This is a genomic window from Neobacillus sp. B4I6, from assembly GCF_050434045.1.
Classification (GTDB): Bacteria; Bacillota; Bacilli; order Bacillales; family Cytobacillaceae; genus Neobacillus.
In genome coordinates this window covers 1,815,087-1,832,487 of the sequence record NZ_JBNPWB010000002.1, presented here as the reverse complement: position 1 = coordinate 1,832,487, position 17,401 = coordinate 1,815,087, and the positions used below count along the sequence as shown (strand labels likewise).

Annotated in this window: 16 protein-coding genes; 11 read left to right on the top strand and 5 right to left on the bottom strand. The window is 36.3% G+C overall.

The window, feature by feature from the left end; all coding sequences use genetic code 11:
- Positions 1-221 precede the first annotated feature (221 nt).
- The 6 genes from QF028_RS11120 (at position 222) to QF028_RS11095 (ending at position 6,172) form a co-directional block, all read left to right on the top strand.
- Complete coding sequence (locus tag QF028_RS11120) at positions 222-1,679, top strand: GMC oxidoreductase (RefSeq protein WP_429465381.1); 1,458 nt, start codon at positions 222-224, stop codon at positions 1,677-1,679.
- Entirely contained in the window at positions 1,676-3,991 is a 2,316-nt protein-coding gene (locus tag QF028_RS11115; protein WP_429465379.1) for a TIM barrel protein, read from the top strand. Before QF028_RS11120 ends, QF028_RS11115 begins: the two co-directional genes overlap by 4 nt.
- A gap of 380 nt (positions 3,992-4,371) precedes the next feature.
- A complete protein-coding gene (locus QF028_RS11110) occupies positions 4,372-4,737 on the top strand; it encodes a GGDEF domain-containing protein (RefSeq protein ID WP_429465377.1) in 366 nt (121 codons plus the stop codon).
- 49 nt (positions 4,738-4,786) lie between these two features.
- The gene (locus QF028_RS11105; RefSeq protein ID WP_168243944.1) at positions 4,787-5,086 is read left to right on the top strand and encodes a hypothetical protein; all 300 of its coding nucleotides are present in this window, start codon (positions 4,787-4,789) and stop codon (positions 5,084-5,086) included.
- 311 nt (positions 5,087-5,397) lie between these two features.
- Entirely contained in the window at positions 5,398-5,808 is a 411-nt protein-coding gene (locus QF028_RS11100) for a hypothetical protein (protein WP_429465375.1), read from the top strand.
- 127 nt (positions 5,809-5,935) lie between these two features.
- On the top strand, positions 5,936-6,172 hold the full coding sequence (locus QF028_RS11095; RefSeq protein ID WP_429465373.1) for a hypothetical protein: 237 nt from the start codon (positions 5,936-5,938) through the stop codon (positions 6,170-6,172).
- A 360-nt stretch (positions 6,173-6,532) separates the two neighbouring features.
- On the opposite strand, the gene QF028_RS11090 is transcribed toward QF028_RS11095, so the two are convergent.
- Positions 6,533-7,018, bottom strand: a complete 486-nt coding sequence (locus tag QF028_RS11090) for a YhcN/YlaJ family sporulation lipoprotein (protein ID WP_215007759.1) — start codon at positions 7,016-7,018, stop codon at positions 6,533-6,535.
- Between the two features lie 245 nt (positions 7,019-7,263).
- Here QF028_RS11090 and QF028_RS11085 point away from each other — a divergent pair, with 245 nt between their 5' ends.
- Positions 7,264-8,133: a hypothetical protein gene (locus tag QF028_RS11085; RefSeq protein ID WP_429465370.1), complete on the top strand. Its 870-nt coding sequence runs from the start codon at positions 7,264-7,266 to the stop codon at positions 8,131-8,133.
- 166 nt (positions 8,134-8,299) lie between these two features.
- On the opposite strand, the gene QF028_RS11080 is transcribed toward QF028_RS11085, so the two are convergent.
- The gene (locus QF028_RS11080; RefSeq protein ID WP_429465368.1) at positions 8,300-8,647 is read right to left on the bottom strand and encodes a hypothetical protein; all 348 of its coding nucleotides are present in this window, start codon (positions 8,645-8,647) and stop codon (positions 8,300-8,302) included.
- Between the two features lie 568 nt (positions 8,648-9,215).
- Between QF028_RS11080 and QF028_RS11075 the strand changes: the two genes are divergently transcribed.
- Both QF028_RS11075 and QF028_RS11070 read left to right on the top strand, forming a co-directional pair.
- Positions 9,216-10,484 (top strand): ATP-binding protein, encoded by a 1,269-nt coding sequence (locus QF028_RS11075; protein WP_429465366.1) that lies wholly within the window; start codon positions 9,216-9,218, stop codon positions 10,482-10,484.
- Between the two features lie 691 nt (positions 10,485-11,175).
- Positions 11,176-12,555 (top strand): Mur ligase family protein, encoded by a 1,380-nt coding sequence (locus tag QF028_RS11070; RefSeq protein WP_429465364.1) that lies wholly within the window; start codon positions 11,176-11,178, stop codon positions 12,553-12,555.
- A gap of 162 nt (positions 12,556-12,717) precedes the next feature.
- Here QF028_RS11070 and QF028_RS11065 read toward each other — a convergent pair whose 3' ends face one another.
- Together QF028_RS11065 and QF028_RS11060 are read right to left on the bottom strand one after the other, a co-directional pair.
- Complete coding sequence (locus QF028_RS11065) at positions 12,718-13,746, bottom strand: YheC/YheD family protein (RefSeq protein WP_429465362.1); 1,029 nt, start codon at positions 13,744-13,746, stop codon at positions 12,718-12,720.
- 136 nt (positions 13,747-13,882) lie between these two features.
- Complete coding sequence (locus QF028_RS11060; protein ID WP_429465360.1) at positions 13,883-15,100, bottom strand: ATP-grasp domain-containing protein; 1,218 nt, start codon at positions 15,098-15,100, stop codon at positions 13,883-13,885.
- Positions 15,101-15,307: 207 nt separating this feature from the next.
- Here QF028_RS11060 and QF028_RS11055 point away from each other — a divergent pair, with 207 nt between their 5' ends.
- Both QF028_RS11055 and QF028_RS11050 read left to right on the top strand, forming a co-directional pair.
- Positions 15,308-15,484, top strand: a complete 177-nt coding sequence (locus QF028_RS11055) for a hypothetical protein (RefSeq protein ID WP_429465358.1) — start codon at positions 15,308-15,310, stop codon at positions 15,482-15,484.
- Positions 15,485-15,515: 31 nt separating this feature from the next.
- Positions 15,516-15,650, top strand: a complete 135-nt coding sequence (locus tag QF028_RS11050; RefSeq protein WP_429465356.1) for a hypothetical protein — start codon at positions 15,516-15,518, stop codon at positions 15,648-15,650.
- 173 nt (positions 15,651-15,823) lie between these two features.
- On the opposite strand, the gene QF028_RS11045 is transcribed toward QF028_RS11050, so the two are convergent.
- Positions 15,824-17,251 (bottom strand): PQQ-dependent sugar dehydrogenase, encoded by a 1,428-nt coding sequence (locus QF028_RS11045; protein ID WP_429465354.1) that lies wholly within the window; start codon positions 17,249-17,251, stop codon positions 15,824-15,826.
- Positions 17,252-17,401 lie beyond the last annotated feature (150 nt).

Genomic DNA, 17,401 nt, shown 5'->3' with positions numbered 1-17,401 from the left:
CAAGTACATTCATTTTTCATCTGTATATGATAAGCAGCCTATGCTTTTTTAAAGCACTTGGCTGCTTCTTTTTATGCCTAACTTCTAGGAATAACTAGGTATCTTAAATAATATGAATGAGGAGACGGTATCTGTAATTGTATCTTTTTAATATAGATCACTTTTGCTTACGGTCAGATTCAGATTATAGTTAAGCATCAATAAAGGGATGTGAGAAGCCATTGAGGAATAATTGGATTCCTTCTACTCCTTTAGAACAGATGGCCAATACCGAATACGATGTTTTGATTATTGGCACTGGTGCAGGCGGGGGAGCAGTTACCTGGAGAATATGCGAACAATGGGGGAAAAATGAAAAAAAAGTAGGTGTCGTTGAATCTGGTGATTTTTTGCTCCCAACACAAGCAGCCAATATTCCTACTATGAATAGTGAACGTATGAACAAACTTCATGAGTATGTATCAAAACCATTAGGTAGATTTAATCCCGAATTTCAGGGGGCTAAACAAGTTTTTGCCTTTGGTGGAAGAACTTTATTTTGGAATGCAATCACCCCTCGGTTGAATCAGTTAGAACTTAGACAATGGCCTGTCACGGTCCAAGAGATGGAATCGTATTATACAATTGCAGAAAGGATAATGAATGTATCAAGAGAATACACAAAGGGTTCCCAAATCACAGAAATATTGTTGAATAGATTGCAGTGGAAGGGTATTACAGAAGCTGCTCCTGCTCCTATAGCCGCCGAACTTGGTCCTGGAATTTATGGACAGGAGGGTTCAGATGTATTTTTTGGAGCAATCGATTTCTTTGCAAATGCATTAAATCACCGCCCATTCGATTTAACTGTAAAAACTCGTGCCGTTCAAGTACTTGTTGAAAGTGGAGAAGTAGTTGGCGTAAAGGTCCTATCTTCAGAAAAAAAACCTTATATTTTAAAAGCAAAGACCGTTGTATTGTCAGCTAGTACATTTGAAACACCTCGATTGCTTCTTCACTCGGGAATTAAAGGGAAAGCCATCGGACATTATTTAATGAATCATTCTTTTGTGTTAGCCACTGGAACAATGAGCCGTGAGGAATTTCCGGAACCTTTAGGAACTTTAAGCATTTTAATTCCTTCAACATCTGATAGGCACTATCAAATACAGCTAAGAGGACCAAATGGATACTTTTGGTACCAACCATACCAAACAAAACCTTTTCTAAAGGAACTAGAAATAAATTTTGTTTGTTCTGGTGAGGTTGATCCTAGATTTGAAAATAAAGTTACATTAGATCCCTATAAAACGGATGAATTCGGGGTGCCAGAAGTACAAATACATTTTTCCTATAGTGAAAAGGATCAAGCCATCATCCGTGAAATTGCTGGTGCAATTGAACAGATATCTTCTTTTTGTGGTATAAGTATGCATTCGAAACCGGGCCAGCCTTCCATCTGTCTAATGCCGCCGGGTGATCAAAATCATGACTCAGGAACCTGCCGAATGGGTATGGATCCATCAACCTCTGCAGTTAACAAGTATGGGCAAATACATGGTGTGAAGGGACTATATGTTGCTGATAACAGTGTCATTCCCTCCATCGGTTCGGCAAACCTGACACTGTCGACAGTTGCCTTAGCCATTCGAACAGCAGATTATATCATCCATCAGGATCAGGAGCGTGCCTTCACATGATTACATTAACAGCTTTTGGTGATGAAATTTCACCCGATTCGGAAATTCAAATGGATACTTTGGCCTCCGAAGGGATTTATTATATTGATTTACGTGGTGTAGGAGGAAAAAATGTTTTACAACTCAATGATGAGGAAGTAGCAGAAGTAAAAAAACGCCTGGATGCTCGAGGTTTTCGCATTTCCTCCATTGCTTCACCGATCGGGATTATTCCTATAACAGATGATTTTACTCCACAGCTTAATGATATGAGGCGGGCTATTTATTTAGCCAAATATTTTGGTACACCCTACATTCGGATTCGCTCTTTTATCATTCCTCAAGGAGAAAATCCTTTAAAGTATAGAGATGAAGTTTTAAGGCGAATAAAAGATCTGACTCATATCGCTGAACATGAAAGTGTCATCCTTCTTCTTGAGAACGATACGACAATGTATGGGGATACCGGGGAACGCACACTTGATATTCTTCAATGTATCAACTCCACTAATCTTCGTTTTGCGTTTGATCCGGTTAATTTTTTACGCTCCTCCGTGCTGCCAATGACCCATGCCTATCCTCTTGTAGAGCCTTATATTTCTTACATTCATCTGAAGGATGCTCAAATAGATACTGGTAAAGTGGTTCCGCCTGGAAAAGGAGACGCTGAAATTGTAAAATTACTTACTTCATTAAAAGAGAAAAGATATTCCGGATTTATATCGATTGAACCAAAGGGTATGCCAGGTATCGCTGATCGGGATTTCTTCTTGGTTGCAGCAAAAGCCTTGAAAACACTTTTAAATAAAATAGGATTAAAATGGGATAAAAATAATCCCGATCTGGATACTTTCAGTAACTTTTCTACTTCATCTGCCATTAAACCGAAACAAGCCTCTTTTCCCCCGGCTTGCCCTCAGGTGATCTCACCGGAAACTGTTGATTCCTGGATTCCACTCACCCCGTTAGAAAAAATGGCGCAAACAGATTATGATGTGTTGGTTATAGGGAGTGGAGCAGGAGGAGGAGCTGCCTTATGGCGGCTTTGTGATCAATGGAGAAATAAAGGAAAACGAGTTGGTATGATTGAAGCAGGAGACCTATTGTTGCCAACACATGTTGAAAATCTCGGATTATTCTCCCGAGAACGAGCATTACAATATATTTCTTCTATAACAAGACCACTTGGGAAAAGACTTCCTGAATTTTCAGGTGCAAAACAAGTTTTTGGTCTAGGGGGCCGGACTATACAGTGGGCAGGAGCTTGTCCTCGAATTCCTTCCTATCTTATTTCACAATGGCCTATCCCAATAAAAGAGATGAAAATTTACTACAAAATCGCTGAACTGGTCATGAATGTGAATAAATCTTTTTCGAAATCGAGTTTACCCACTCGAATCATTCTAAACCGACTTTGGGCAAATGGATTTTTTAATGCGACAAGTATTCCTTTTGCTGTCGACATAACACCTACTAAATATGGCGCGATCCATTCCAATGTTGTATTTAGTTCCATCCTATTCCTTGCAGAAGCTTTAAATTACAGGCCATTTGATCTTGCTGTCAATGCTCGTGCCGTTCAACTGCTTATTGAAAAAGGAAAAACAGCGGGTGTTAAGGTCGTATCTCCGGATTTGAAATCATACTGGATCAAAGCAAAAACGATTGTTTTGTCGGCAAGTACTTTTGAAACTCCACGCCTGCTCCTTCATTCAGGAATTTCTGGTCCAGCCATTGGCCACTTTCTTATCGATCATTCTGCTTTAGCTGCAAATCCAATAATCAACCGTAAGTTGTTACTAGAGGATTTGGGGAGGATTGGTATTTTGATTCCAAATACGAAGGACAATCCTTATCAAATCGAATTTGGCATGCTTGAAAAACCGCTTCAAGATGAGTTAGAGATGATCTTCCATGGTTATGGAAATGTAGAACCACGATTTGAAAACAGGATCTTTCTTGATCCCTATGAGAGAGACAAATATGGTGTACCAAAGATCCAGGTTCATTTCAATTTTAGTAATCGGGATCGAGTTGTCATTCAGCAATTGGCAGCAGGAATGGAAAGGGTTCTTACGTCCTTAGGCATCATTGACGGGCAGCCCAAGATTTATCTGCGTGCACCCGGGGATGATAATCATGAATCAGGAACTTGCCGCATGGGTAATGACCCTTACAATTCTGCAGTTAATAAATTCGGTCAAATTCACGGCATTTCAGGACTTTATGTAGCGGATAACAGTATCTTACCGACTTTAGGGGCCAATCCTACACTTACAACAGTTGCCTTGGCCATTCGAACAGCGGATTATATTATTCATCAAAACAAATAAATATGGTTGCTGAAAAGCTTCATGGATGGTTAACTGGTGCTTATAGTAAAGAACCAGCTGCCATTGATGCGGCTTTTCTTATTGAACAAATTTACATTACGATTAATGTAAAAACATCAGGATGTGGTATATTAGGGGAATATACAGATTATTTATAATGGAAAATAATATAAATAAAAAGTAGGTTTTAATTCGGAAAGAAAGAGTGATACATCCCTTGAAATACAAAGGAAGAATAGTAACAACCTTAATTAGTATAATTGTTGGAATACCTTATGTTGCTTATAATTATAAAACACTTCAAAGTTCGATTCGGACATTCATAGATACAACCGTTTTGATTGTAACTACCGTGACACTCTGGTGGCTGGGAAAACAATATGACAAGGCTAAAACAAATAAATGATACATATGGTCATAAATATGGAGATCTGGTACTTGAAAATATTTCGACTATACTTCTAAAAAGCACTAGCGTCAGTGACATTATCGCAAGATGGGGAGGAGATGAATTTTTAATCATTTCCCCCTTCTCAGATCAAACTGAAACTGAAGCAATGATTAAGAGGATTGAAAACAGATTGAGAGAGCTATCCCAAAAGACAGAAAAAAAAATTTCAGTTTCTGCTGGATTTGCTATTTATCCAATTGATGGAAAAGATATGGACAGTCTAATTAAGATTGCTGATAAAAATATGTATAAATTAAAAACCTTAAGTAAAAAAGCTACCCTTACAAAAATATGAAACAATGAAAAATTATCATTCAATTAATGAGAGTAGAAAGGAGTTCTACATGAAGATGATTGATGAGTACTTCGAAACAGCGATGGAAGCCTGGAGTATGATGCAAAAGACTTCTGGTGATGAAGGGGCAGAATGGGCAGAAAGATTTGAACGCTACTTTTATGAATTTATCGATGAATTGAAGAAATGGTGGGCAACTCTTCATCCAAAACCAACGAATATAGATGAGGCTGAGGAGTTACCAGAAATAAAAAAGTGGATGGAGCAAATCCCTGCACCTGTACAACTAAATTTTCTTACAGAATTAGAGGATATTTTGGATGGAATAGATACAGAACGTTTTGATTAGGTAGTAGAGTATGGTGGAGATGTGTTGTTGTACTAAAGAAGTAATTTAGTTGAAGAAAGAGAAATGACTCCTTTCTGTCGCTTTTGACATATATTGCGACAGAAAGGTGGCTTATGAAATCCCTCCTTTACCGAAGGATGTGGCAAAAATTACTTTAAGCAACTCAGTGGATTGTAAGTAACCTTGGAGGTTTATCCATTGTTATTCAAGACAGTACATCAATAAAAGTGCGTAGAATGAGCAAAATTGGCTACACAATACCATTTGATTCACATAAAATAAAGCAAATTTTAGTTTTGGGGTTGGTAATAATGGAACTTCCAAAAAATATGAGCAATAACAGAAAAGAATTCAGCGAGAAAAAAAGTAATAAAATTTTAGGACTGGAAAAAGAGGTTGCATTAGGGCTTTGGATTCAAGTAATAGGTCAGATCATTGAAATTAAAGGTTTATCAGGGCTTTTGCATATTGAGGAAGATGCAAATACAATAGGTGAACAACAAATACTAACTGGTGTTTGGATTAAGACGATTGGACAAATATTAGAGGCTATTTCTGTATCAAGTCAAATAGGAGAAACAGATTTAATTAAACTGCTGCAAGAACAAAAACTCGCCATCACAGGAGATATGCTTGTGTCAATTGGTTCAGCTTATGAAGTAATCGGAGGAATTCATGTACTTGAAGAGGAAACAGACAAAATTTCTCGCATAGTTCCATAACGAAAAAGATCGGACATTTGCAAAAAAAGGAAAGTTTAGCTAAGAAAGAAAAATTTGTGCCGCAATACTGTTATAAGTTACAGATGTGTTTATAAAAAAGTAATTCCTCTCAATAATATTGGTAATTATGACTGAACTTGCAATTGTGGAAGAATTTATTTTCTTTCAGATTGGTAAAATTCAAACAAATTTAGAGTTAATGTTATTGCGTAGTACGACGATTATATGCAATGGAGAGACTCAAGAGGCAATAAACTCAAAAGGTAATGTACTTCATTCTAACCGGTTGTTAAATGGGTTAGGTTTTGGTATTGGTTCAAGTTATTTTTCGATTTTTAACGCTTTTGACGAAACAGGCTTTTGATATTTGAGGGATGATAATCTTATATATACTAAGCTTTAAATAATTCTAACCCTTCTTCAAGTAACGGGTGCTTTAGTTGATCAAGGGAGCTGACCCCCCATAACGAAGAGAACTCGCCAATACTGTGGCGAGTTTTGCTTTTATGTACATCAATTGCTATGTCAAAATGAATGTCATTCCACTTATAGTTCCAAGAAAGTAACCTTAAAAAGAACTCAATAAAGTATAAATCAATAACTTTTTTCTCTAGCTATTTATGTCAAGACCTTATTCAACATCATAACAAATCTAAAGGTGGATAAATTATCCTAAGAACATCATCAAAAATGCTTAGCATATTGCCAAGATTTTTTATTCACCTTATTTGGCTTTAGGGAATACTCTACGAATTGTTTCAGTAAACTCATTAAAGAAACCTGAGATTGGTCTACCATTACGAATATCAGAGGCATATGTGTTCATGCGATCATAAAAGTCAGGGTTTTCCGATACATATACGTTATCAATATCTCGATCAGTGGATTTCACTCTTTGTGAAATCTTATGTTCAATACTATTAGTATCCTCATTTTGGGATGTAGGTGAGAGCTTTACGGCTACATATGCATTATTTTCTGTAACAATGACATTTGCCGTGTCCACTTCTTTCAGGTCGGTTACTTTTTTAGCTGCATCATCAGCAACTCTCATTCTGGAATCATTATTGTCCCTGACGTTGTTGATGTTGTTCCTTGTTACATTTTGATCACGATTTACAAGATCATTTTTATTTACGTTATTTCTGGCACACCCTGTTAAATCAAGGCTAAATATAAGGATTGCAATTAAGATTAGGATCTTTTTCATGGTGTATTCCTCCGTGAATTTAGTTAACAAGATTAAGTTCTCCATTTCCTTTAAAGATTAGTCATATGATGGTTTAGTTATTCAAATAATTTATTTACTTTGAATTGGAATCATTTTTTATGAAATCGAAAAATACGCAGTAAAACAAAAGGTATTTTTAAAAAACATCGTAACCGAAATAAATGCATATTTTCTGCACATTTTTGTTGTAGGATTTGTATGATTCTATTTTTAGGAGGATTACGATGAAGCGAAGATTTCTTACATTGGTTGTTTTTTCACTAATTATATCAGTATTCTTAGCGGCTTGTTCAAAAGATGATTCAATGGATCATGGAGATATGGACCATAACTCAAATAAAAAACAAACGGAAACAAGCCATGAAGGGATGAATCACGGTGATATGACATCCACTCCTCAAAAGGATAATACCAAAGTAGAGTTTTCCTTTAATGAAAAACCTGAAAGTGGAAAACAAATCCCTTTAAACATTCAGGTAAATAATAAGAATGGTCAACCAATAAAGGATTTTGATTTCGAACATGAAAAACTCATGCACTTAATTGTTGTAAGTAAAGATTTATCCTATTTTGACCATATTCATCCTGAATATAAAGGGAACGGATTATTTACAATTAATTCAAATTTTCCTTCCGGAGGAAAATATAAGCTCTTTGCCGATTTTGTACCTAAAGGAGCAGAAAAAATGGTAAAAACTTATGACGTAACAGTAGCAGGAAACAAAGTAAAGACTACACCTTTAATAGAAGAAAAGGAATTAACAAAAGTAGTGGATGGAAAAGAGGTGACGTTGAAATTTGACCATTTGATGACTGAAATGGACTTGACGATGACATTCACGATTAAAGATGCTAATACAAAGCAGCCTATTACTAATTTACAACCATATTTAGGTGCAGTAGGACATGTTGTAGCAATTAGTGGTGATACAGAAACTTATTTACATGTTCATCCAATAGACGAAAAAGCAACAGGTCCAGATGCGAAATTTATGACAAGTTTCCCTGAGGGTGGTCTCTATAAAATTTGGGGACAATTCCAACAAAACGGAAAAGTAATTACTGTGCCATTTACCATAAATGTACCAAAATAAAAAATAACTTTATTATTAAGCATTTGATAGAAGTTATTAGTAATCATTGTGATATTAAACAACATACATAACACCATTCATATAATTCTGAACGGTGTTATGTATTTTTGCAGCTTTAATTGGAAATGCCGCTATCCTCCAATAGGAAGAAACGCATTTTTATCTTTCACTTTAACTTTGAAATCCAATACCCTACGATGACAATAGCTAAACCGAGCAACGTCTTCCAATTCGGAACTTCCTTCATGAATAAAAACCCCATCAATACACAAACCAATATTTCAATTCCTTTCGAAAAAGTAAGGGCGAAAGTTAAGTTCCCGAAAACCTTGTATGTAAATTTCACCCCGAATCCGATCATCAAATTTGCAGTAAACAGAACTGGCAGAAGCTTCGTTTGATACCAAACTGTTGTCCAAAAAGCCGGATCGATGTGTTTGCTTTGATAAGCGAAAATGGCATTTACCGCTAATAGCCCTCCGAGCAGTAAAGCAATAGCATATACAAGCAACATTCTGCTACCCCCATTTCAAATAGACTGTTCCAACGATATGTTTCCCAGGGGTAACTTTTTTAACCGTACTCAAAAGATAGAATGCGGAATAAAGCGGTATCATCTAAATTGCTATAGTGTACAAGCCCGTATAAAAAGACGCATTCGAAAAAATGCGCTCCGGAAGCCAGAAAGTGGCTCCTGAAGTGCATTTTTTTAAGAGGTATTCTAGAAAATAGTACTATTTAATTCATCAAATTCGGTTTAGTTTTATCACAAACCAATATTAGGGATATCCAATCACACACAATGTAGGGGTAGTCCAGTGTAGCTGACATCACCCCTATATCAAAGGAAGTATTGGGCGTACCAATTTACATTATTTGTCTTAGCGTATAAAATCCGCGAAATGCCGTCAGTACCCCATACTGATCATACCCCTTTTTTAGAGTAATAGTATCAGTATGTCCAAGCTTTAAAGATTAATTGCGATTGTTTTGAGTTTTTGCACCAGAACCCATTTTTTTCTTCTATTTTTATATTCGGTTTTCTTTTATACTAGAATGAGCCTAACAATGAGGTAAACTGTATGGAACATACTAAAAACTTGCTCTTACAAGTTATGATTATTTTGATCCCTGTCTTTTTTTATTCTATGTATTTAACCAATCGTCATCAATTCATCGAAACGAAACGTCAAAAATTAATTTTCAGTTTCTTGGCAACGATTACGTTAGTATTGTGCATGTCCTTCCCGATCTATTCGGATGTAAACGAGCGAAATGACCTACGGTTTGTAGCTCTTATGATAGGTATATTTTATGGGGGTGGATACGCAACAGGTATTGTTCTCACGATCATCTTATTGTTGTATCGTTGGTATTTCGGGGGGGCAGGTTTTTATTCAACGGCATACGAAGTCCTTTTCTTCTTACCCATGTTTTTTTTAGCATATCCACGTTTCATCCAACAGGATCGAGCAGGTCGAATGAAACTGGCTTGGATGATAACATCGGGGATGTCCTTAATCTTCATCCTCGTGGATTTTCAAGAGATCGATTTTTTTAACCACACACTTCAGGAAATTTTAGCGATATGTGTTGCCACTATCGTAACCGTCTTTTTGATTGAAACCTTAAGGGAAAATGCCCAGTTACACATGGAAGCTCAACAGGCGGAAAAATATAAGATACTCGGAGAATTGGCCAGTTCCTTTGCTCATGAAGTTCGAAATCCCATGCAGACCAATCGAGGATTTCTCCAGTTACTTCTACAATCGCCAATTTCAGAGACGTATAAAAGGTATGTTCAAATTTGTATAGAAGAAGTGGATCGAACGAATGACGTCATTACCGAATATCTTTCGCTTGCCAAGCCAGAAGCGGATACGAAAGAGTCCGTCGATGTTTGCCAAAAAATACAAACAGTTGTCAAGATTCTCTACTCCTATGCTTTAGAACGAAAAGTAAGCATAGACGTCCGACTTCCGGAGCAAGAGTGTGCGATATTGGGTCATCCCCCAAAAATGAAACAAGCCTTCCTCAATATCATCAAAAATGGCATCGAAGCGATGCCTCAAGGTGGTGCGGTTTCCATTTGCGTGAAACAGGAGTCACAGCATGTGATGATCCAAATCCAAGATGAGGGAGTGGGGATGGATGAAGACGAAGTGAAACGTCTTGGACAACCATTTTATTCCCTGAAAGAAAAAGGAACCGGTATAGGACTCATGGTGAGCTATCGCATTATCGACTCGCTTCATGGAAAAATCACCGTCCAAAGCCAAAAAGGAAAAGGAACCACGTTTACCATTCGGTTCCCTCTCCATAATAGTAAAAATATCATCGCCATTAACTGACAAACATGAGCGTTAGCTAAAAATAAAAGTATATGAACCGACAGGAGTTAAAGGGTATTGGATCGTAAGTAAGACAAGTTGGACATGAAAGCGATAATGGTTATATCCAAACATGCGAGGGCATTCCAATCCCTTGTCTTTCAAAGTATGAAACAAGCGTTCAATCTTGTTTCTCAGATTGAAAAGTGTGGTACCTAAAGTAGTTTGTAAAAAAGCTGGCATGACTCTGCCATATGCTCCGAAGGAAATACCATTGATTTTTATCTAAGTGAATCAAGAGATTAACAAGCAGCCAAGCGCTTTCTCAAGAAAGCCTTGGCTTTTTTCGTATGTTTCAAATGAATAAATTCTGTAACAATGATTACTAAGTAATTATCGATCCAGGCTTTATTATTAAATTTTATAACGGCTAAATATATTTAAGTATTAAAAGTCCCTTTTACAATTAGTGAAAAATGCCCAGGTTTAGGGACGATCCAGAAATTAAGTGAAACTTTTCCATTTCAAATTCTCAGGTGAATACAGCGGAAAATAAAGCATTGTTTGGTAATTATCACACACCTGCAATAGGGGACACGTCATATGATACATTAGCTTTTGAATTTAAAAGTGATTCAATCACTACTACCATAAAGAACCGTATTATGGGGGGAAAGGCTTTTTTCAAAAAAGGTACTTCAGGAGGGACATTTTGAAGACATTATTATTGGAGAACATTTTAACTGCAATGAACATTCAACCTAATGAAAAGCAAAAAGGGATACGAATCAAGAACGTCACTTATAACAGATTTGAAATTAGGAGTCATACGTTATTTTTTCGTTGGAACAATAGAGCGGTGCCTGTTGAATCTATACAGAAATACAAAAATGTATTCATCGTTACCGATACACCATTTTCTCATATGGAAAGATTAAATCCTAATCAAATCATTATGGTAAAGGATCTCAAAGACAGTTTCTTTAAATTTACTTCGTATTACAGGCATCTGTTTAACATTCCTGTAGTCGCCATTACTGGGACATGTGGAAAGTCTACTACGAAAGAAATGCTAAAACACATTTTGGAAGAAACACACAAGGTGCAGGCAACAATATCAAGCAAGAATGCCAATTGTAACAACCTTCCTTATTTAATGGGAATTGATAAAGATACGGATGTAGCAGTATTTGAAACAGCCGTATCTTCAAAAGGGGATATGACGGAGTCCTGTAAGTATTTTTACCCAACGATTGGGATAATGACAATGATTGATGTGGATCATACGGATAAAATTCGATCATTTGATCATTATCTAGCAGAAAAGGCAAAAATAATGCAAGGTATGAACAATAAAGGAATTCTCATCCTAAATTCGGACGACCCCTATCTTTCCACCATTGATACTTCAAAATTTATGGGAGAGATTATAACGTTCGGAAAAAACAAGGATGCTATTTTTAGGATTAAGGAGTATCAATATCATTCATCTGGCATGACTTTTTGGATGGAATATAAGCAAAGTAAATTTAAAGGATATATACCGGGTCTTGGTGAGCATAGTGTATATAATGCAGCCGCTTCATTAGCAGCCGCTTCAATCTTAGGAGTGGATATTCACTATGCTATAAAGAGATTATCTTCTTATCAACACATGAGATCCCATTTTCAAATCATCGAAGGACGAAATCAAATTACGTTGGTGGATGATACTTGGAAGTCAAATCCTGCTTCCTTAAGAAAAGGCTTAGAAACATTAAGCAGGATTGCATTGCCATCCCAAAGAAAAATTGCTGTTCTGGGAAGAATGGCAGCACTGGGAAAATATGCAGATGAAGAATACGAAAAGGCAGGACATCTAATCGGTGCCTCGGGGGTCGATATTCTCATCACCAAAGGGTTTATTGCAAGAGATTTTGAAAAGCCAGCTATAGAGGCAGGAGTAAATCCGCATAATGTTTATCATTTTTCAGATGCAGATGAAATAAAGAGGTTTTTTGATTCATTTTTAATCCCAAATGACATTGTTTATTTCAAAACGGGCGGGGATGACTCAGACTTCGATGATGTCATCGAATATTTAAGAAGTTAAAATGGTAGAAACTTTTCTCATAAAAAGGCAGCTTTCCTTTAATGAACGGCAACTCAATTGTCCACAATTGAAGGTCTGTTCATGAGCGGCAAGCTCCCTTTTGGGGATTAAATATTTGTTCCATGATGAAAACCTGTAATAACTGGCTAATCTGGCTTTAGTTTATTTCCCGTTTGTATCAGCTAAATATTTAGCATACAAAATCGTATTTTTGGCTACATCCAATTCAAGATTATAAATATTAGGTGGGCCTGGTCTCCAATTTACTTCAAAAAGCCATAGTTTTTGGTTGGCATCAATTCCGACGTCAATTCCTAATTCGTCCAATTCACTGTCATATAAAGAATCAAAATGATTTGAGAAACTTATCGCAAACTGTTCAAGATACCTTTGAATATCATACCAGGAGTTACCAAACTCTGTTTTTAAAAAAATATCCAGGTAAGTACTATAACCACCACTCTTCATATTAGATGTGATGGTCCCTAAACGCCCGATCCGTGGATAAATAGAAGTAATAACCCATTTTCCTTCTCCATTTTTTTGTACATGCAACCGGAAATCAAAAACATGACCAGATTTTGTTTGACTTGTAATAAACTGTTGAACTACGTAATCTTGTTCTTGTATTTTAAGGGATAACAAGTCTAACAATTGTTTTTCATTTAAGGTTAATACTAGGCCTGCATCATTCATTTTGTAATGATTTGCCCCATATTTTTCAATAAAAACAACGCCCCCTCCTTGATGCCCCGTTAACGGTTTGATAATCACTTTTTTATAACGACGGATCATGTCAAAAAAAATCTGAACGTCAGTTAATTCATAAAAAGGTATAAGGTAATGATTAAATTTATTTGCCTTTTTAATTCTGTTATATACCGATAATTTGTCCCCAATTGAATGACTTGTAAACGGAATCCTATCAAACAAATAATCAAAGATTTGTTTAGCTTTCTCACTTGCAACATAACTTGCATTATAAATGACATCAGGGAAAGGAAATTCCTTTTCAATCCATTGTCCATTTTCATAGGCTTTTCCTAAAATCTTTTGCTGTTTTATATTCACCTTCCCTAGGGTAAAGTAAAAAAAGGTTACACCTTCTGCTTTTGCTACAGCGGCATAAGCATATGCTTTCTTTACATTACTTGGATCACTGCGATGATGAAGCATGCCAATTAACGTCATTTTACTTCTTTTCCACCTCTCCACATTCTTTTTCTAATAAAAAGACTAGAATTTTTGTTCATTCATTAATAGCTCATCTAATCTCTTAAAACCTCTGTTTTTATAGATCATACTCATTATTTGTCACTTGAAATTTTTAAATTGGGTCAAGGAAGAAACGTACTTCGCTAGCTGCTTCCATAGCAATTCTTTTCGCTTCGAATTTATTCTCTGAGGATGCCAAAATGTATCCGCAACGGTCTCCCATTGATAAAGGCGGACGTACTATCTGTCCTTGTCGGGGTTTTATATACACCTCTTCTACACCGGGATATTGAGAGACCCGTTCTTTCCCCGTTACCTTCATTAATTTTCCTTTAGAATCAACTGTTAAATAATGTGCATATACATACTTCCTGTGTTTTTTAGTAAGGCAAGGCTCATTTCCTAACATTAATTGAATGGTTTCCTCTACTAAATTAATCCCAAATCCGACTTCAATGATTCGATTCATCGCTCCACCTGAGATTCTCGGGTTAATTTCAATTAATTTCCAAACTCCATTTACTAAACGCATTTCAAGGTGACAGGCACCGTTTTTCATTTGAAAAGCCTTTAAGATGGAACTTACTGTCTCAAGGATACTATTGTATGTCCTTTGATTGACATCTGTTAGTAAACAATATCCGGTTACGATAAATCGTTGTAAAAAAGTAATCTGTTGTTCGATTATCGCGACAATATGAACTTTTCCATTGTGTACTAAAACTTCAATTAAATATTGGGGTCCTATTAGATACTCTTCCAATAAAATCTGTTCATTTTTTTTTAGTAATTCTTGTAATGCCAGCCTTAACTGATTCTCGTTATTTGCCAAATGGACATCTTTTGAGCCGGCAGATGTGGGAGACTTTACAATAAGAGGTAAATAGTTATTGGCTTGACCAATAAAATTCTCTAAGGAAAAATCATCTGGTTTATAAAGGGCATAATAAGGAGAATTTGGGTGTCCTTTGAGAAGCTCACGAGTTAAAACTTTATTTTCCATTTTTAATATTGAATCAGTAGAGACTACACTTGAACAAAATTCTTCTGATAAGGCGGCTGCTACATGAACGTAAGAATGTACAAAACTCAAAATGCCTTTTATTCGTTTACCTTGTCTTTGTAGTTTGCTGAGGGTTTTTTTTATTTCACCATTATTGGATAATTCTACTAAAATCATTTGATGGACTTCGGGAAATTCTGTTCTTTGGTGAATGTATTTTTGCCTATTGGTTAATAACACCGTAAAATATCCGAGTCTCTCTGCAGCTTTTATTGCTTCTCTACTGGATCCGGATTTGTTAGTTTCAATAAATACAATGGTTTGCATAAGCTTTGTCATCCTATCTTTGGCGGTTTTTTATTGAAGGATTTAGCTTTACCAGTTTTACTTGAATAAACTGATAAGTACAATTTATTATATTGTTATAAGACAACAGTGGTATGGACAATCGTCATCATTCTTAAGACAATTAAATTAGAATTTGAACAGAGTTCATAAAAAGACAAAACTACCGTATGTAGAAAGGTGATATACATGAAGATGATTGATGAGTACTTCGAAACAGCGATGGAAGCCTGGAGTATGATGCAAAAGACTTCTGGTGATGAAGGGGCAGAAGGGGCAGAAAGATTTGAACGCTACTTTTATGAATTTATCGATGAATTGAAGAAATGGTGGGCAACACTTCATCCAAAACCAACGAATAGATGAGGCTGAGGAGTTACCTCAAATAAAAAAGTGGATGGAGCAAATCCCTGCACCTGTACAACTAAATTTTCTTACAGAATTAGAGGATATTTTGGATGGATTAGATACAGAACGTTTTGATAAAGAAGTAGAGTATGGTGGAGATGTGTTATTGTCCGGTGAAGTTTAATGGAAGAAGGGGTTTGTGTATTATTTGTGGAAGTTTAAAAGTTACAAACGAATGGGTTTACGCATAAAAGAACAATGGGACTGCTGAAACAGCAGTCCCATTGTTCTTTTACGTTTCAAATAAATGACAGGTTAGTTCAAAAACAATATCAGTTGTACCATATACATCTGCATTTAAAATGTAGTAGATGGTACAATTTCAAAAATAGTACCTTGGTTAAAATCAGTCACTTTCATAGAACCATAAACCCCTAAATATAGTCTAGTTTGATCCAGATTCGTTCCCAAAGTAACATAATAAGCTGATTGAGACCCAAAATTATAATCGGTTTCAATCACACTAAAATCATTTTGTTTACCATCTGTTCTAACCCTGCTATAAGCTAAAACCCCTCTAACTGGAGGTCGAGATTCTTCAACACGGGAAAGGTCGGTAAACACAACACTTCCCGTTAAATTGGGGATTCCATTCCCCATAAAGGCTTGCACTCCTGTAAGTGCCGTTCCTCCAAACTTATCGGGGCGGGGATCTTTATGAAAATAACTAGTTAGAGGATGAAGACGTTTCGAGGAAGTGTTTATAGCTTCATTGTAATAAGCAATTGTTTTCTCATCTAAAGTCGGATTTGCAGAACAGCCCCTTTTAATTGACGTAGGAAAAGCACCTTCCCACCCTCGCCAGCCAAAGTTAATAAATCCCTCTTGGTCAGGTTCGGTGTTTCTTAAAGAAGCTTGAATCAGCTGAGTAACCGGAATTGGTTTATAATGAACGAATGAAAAAATCGACTCTACCAAATCCTGTCCGACATTTCCCACATATTTGATATACTGTTTATTAAACTTTTGAAATGAAATGCCTGGTATATTACGAACCCCTTTGGCCATTACCGTGAGCGTTTCCTGAATAGTTGCAGGAAGTTCATTAAAACGTGTGACTACAGGTGGATTGTTGATAAATGTATTCTTACCTACATCAATTTCAATGATTTTACCGGCGATTTCCATATCGTTCTGGCTTAAATTAAATGGATCATAGCCTGATCCACCATCTCCGGTTGTTAAAACAAGTTTTCCTATTTCAGGTGAAAAGTTTAAGCTATTGACACCATTATGATTTAAAAATGGTCTTCTTAAGTTAAGTAAACTCCGTCGTCTTTGAGGTTGACCATTCGATTGTAAGATCCATTCTTCAACTGTATCAATATGATCATATTGAGTTTCTCTATTTATCCACCTTAGGTTTAAAGTGCTGGGATCACACGGGTTAGGATTAAAAGGTTCAGGAAGAGCACCTGGACCTTGTGTTCCAGCTACTGAATAATGAAGATAAAACAGACCGTTATAATAAAATTCGGGATGAAACGCTAGCCCTAGCAATCCCCGTTCATCATATCCACCACCAGAAACACCTAGTTTTAGGACTCGCGGGCGAATATCTAAAAAAGTCTTTAAACTTGAGTTTCCTATGTAAAAGATCTCTCCTACCTGGGTTGCAATAAATAATCTTTCAATTGAGTCACCCGGAAGTATAGTTGATTTCAAAACAGTGGGTAAATTTATCTTACTTACCATGGGCCGTAAACTAACCTTAATTTTTATCAACTAACTTTACCTCCTTCTTAATAGTTTTCTTTTTTAAGAATATGATTAGAACTGTTCTATTAGTACCAAATTAGGGCAGGGGAGTCTGACAACTATCCTGCTTACTTTAATAGAAAAAGAGATCGTCTATCGACGATCTCAGATTGTCGA

Coding starts and splice junctions, on each gene's coding strand:
- QF028_RS11115 (WP_429465379.1), top strand. CDS start 1,676: ATGATTACATTAACAGCTTTTGGTGATGAAATTTCACCCGATTCGGAA.
- QF028_RS11110 (WP_429465377.1), top strand. CDS start 4,372: ATGACAAGGCTAAAACAAATAAATGATACATATGGTCATAAATATGGA.
- QF028_RS11105 (WP_168243944.1), top strand. CDS start 4,787: ATGAAGATGATTGATGAGTACTTCGAAACAGCGATGGAAGCCTGGAGT.
- QF028_RS11100 (WP_429465375.1), top strand. CDS start 5,398: ATGGAACTTCCAAAAAATATGAGCAATAACAGAAAAGAATTCAGCGAG.
- QF028_RS11095 (WP_429465373.1), top strand. CDS start 5,936: ATGACTGAACTTGCAATTGTGGAAGAATTTATTTTCTTTCAGATTGGT.
- QF028_RS11090 (WP_215007759.1), bottom strand. CDS start 7,018: ATGAAAAAGATCCTAATCTTAATTGCAATCCTTATATTTAGCCTTGAT.
- QF028_RS11085 (WP_429465370.1), top strand. CDS start 7,264: ATGAAGCGAAGATTTCTTACATTGGTTGTTTTTTCACTAATTATATCA.
- QF028_RS11080 (WP_429465368.1), bottom strand. CDS start 8,647: ATGTTGCTTGTATATGCTATTGCTTTACTGCTCGGAGGGCTATTAGCG.
- QF028_RS11075 (WP_429465366.1), top strand. CDS start 9,216: ATGGAACATACTAAAAACTTGCTCTTACAAGTTATGATTATTTTGATC.
- QF028_RS11065 (WP_429465362.1), bottom strand. CDS start 13,746: ATGACGTTAATTGGCATGCTTCATCATCGCAGTGATCCAAGTAATGTA.
- QF028_RS11060 (WP_429465360.1), bottom strand. CDS start 15,100: ATGCAAACCATTGTATTTATTGAAACTAACAAATCCGGATCCAGTAGA.
- QF028_RS11055 (WP_429465358.1), top strand. CDS start 15,308: ATGAAGATGATTGATGAGTACTTCGAAACAGCGATGGAAGCCTGGAGT.
- QF028_RS11050 (WP_429465356.1), top strand. CDS start 15,516: ATGGAGCAAATCCCTGCACCTGTACAACTAAATTTTCTTACAGAATTA.